The 1,629-nt window shown below is 74.3% G+C and carries 2 protein-coding genes; both read left to right on the forward strand.

What is annotated here, in order from left to right:
- Nucleotides 1-945, forward strand: a 945-nt coding sequence (locus VAE46_RS01605) for an MFS transporter (RefSeq protein WP_322795157.1), incomplete at its 5' end; no start/stop codon positions are given.
- Between the two features lie 24 nt (nucleotides 946-969).
- Entirely contained in the window at nucleotides 970-1,548 is a 579-nt protein-coding gene (locus tag VAE46_RS01610) for a hypothetical protein (RefSeq protein WP_322795158.1), read from the forward strand.
- The last annotated feature ends 81 nt before the right edge of the window (nucleotides 1,549-1,629 follow it).

The raw sequence follows: 1,629 nt of genomic DNA on the forward strand, positions 1-1,629 counted from the left end.
CAGGTGTACCTGACCTTCAGCCTGGGCGTGGGGCTCGGCGTAGGTCTGGCCTATGTGCCGGCGGTGGGTGCGGTCCAGCGCTGGTTCGTGCGGCGGCGGGGGACGGCCTCGGGGCTGGCGGTCGCCGGCATCGGGGCGGGGACGCTGGCGGTGCCGCTGCTGGCGGCAGTCAGCATCGAGGCGCTCGGCTGGCGGCAGGCGTACGCGGTGGTGGGGGCCGCGGTGCTGCTCATCGGGCTGCCCGCGGCCCGGCTGATCGAGCCTTCGCCCGAGGCGCGGGGGCTCTGGCCAGACGGCGATACGCGGCCCGCAGGGAGTGCGGGGCCGGCGGGCGGGCCGGGGGTGCGCGAGGCGCTGCGCAGCGGACCGTTCTGGCTGCTGTTCGGGTCGGGGCTGGCAACGAGCCTGGGGATCTTCATCCCGTTCGCGCACCTGGTGCCGTTTGCGAAGGACGAGGGACACTCGGAAGCCTTCGGGACGCTGCTCATCGGGCTGATCGGGGTCGGGAGCATCGGCGGGCGGCTGCTGCTGGGCGGTTCGGCCGACCGCCTGGGGCGGCGGCGGGCGCAGGCCGCGACCTTCACGGCGATGGGCTGCTGCCTGCTCTGGTGGCTGCTGGTGCCCGGCGCATGGGCGCTGGTAGTGTTCGCGCTGGCGTTCGGCGCGGCCTACGGCGGCTTCGTGGCGCTCAGCCCGGCGCTGGCAGCGGACTACTTCGCGGGGCGAAGTTTCGGCGCGGTGCTCGGGCTGATCTACTCGGCGGCGGCGATCGGCTCGCTGGTAGGCCCGACGATGGCGGGCGCCCTCTTCGACCGCACCGGGAGCTACGACACGCCGATCCTCGTGGCGGTGGGGCTGAACGCGGTGGCGGTGGGCTGCATGGTGCTGCTGCGCGAGCCTTCCGGGGCCGGGGCGGCCCGGGCAGCGGGCGCACCGGCGCGCTAAGCGCTGGAGCGGCACAATGGAGCTGTGCGAAGATTCCTGCTGCTGATGGTGATCGGGACGCTCGCGCTGGCAGCCGCCGGCTGCGGGTTGAAGGACAAGTCGTATGCGACGTCGCCCTCGCTGCGGGCGCTGATCGGGACGACGACCGGGAACGTGGCCTACCGGCCGGCGGAGCAGCCGCCGGCACCGAAGGACCCGCCTTCGGACTGGGAGCTGCATTTCTCGCTGGCCACGTTTTCGAAGCTGGAGAACGAGCAGCCGAGCCTGCAGGTGGTGCTGCAGGTGCGTACGCACCCGGGCGCGGGGTTCGAATTCTGGCTGCTCGATGGCAAGGGGGAGACCGTGGCGCGGTGGTCGGCGGGGGCCACGACCGCGTACGTGGGGACGGTCTGCTTCCAGCTGGAGCTGGCGCGGGACGGGGCCGCGGTGCCGCTGGGCGAGGGCCCGCACCGGGCGGTGGTGGCCTTCCGGGAGTTCGGCGGCGAGGTGGTGGCGGCGCGGGAATCGCGGGTGACGGGGAACGTGCCGGCGCTGGAGGGCGCGGTGCCGGAGCCGCTGAGCCCGGTGTTCAGCGAGGCGCTGGCCTGCCCGAAGGGGTCATAGCGGCGGGAGGCGCCGCCGGGCGAGCAGCGCCGCCGCGGCGATGAGGAGCAGGCTGTTGGCGATGGCGGCGGCCAGCCAGCG

Origin of the sequence: Tepidiforma sp., from assembly GCF_034433535.1 — a bacterium.
GTDB lineage: Bacteria > Chloroflexota > Dehalococcoidia > Tepidiformales > Tepidiformaceae > Tepidiforma.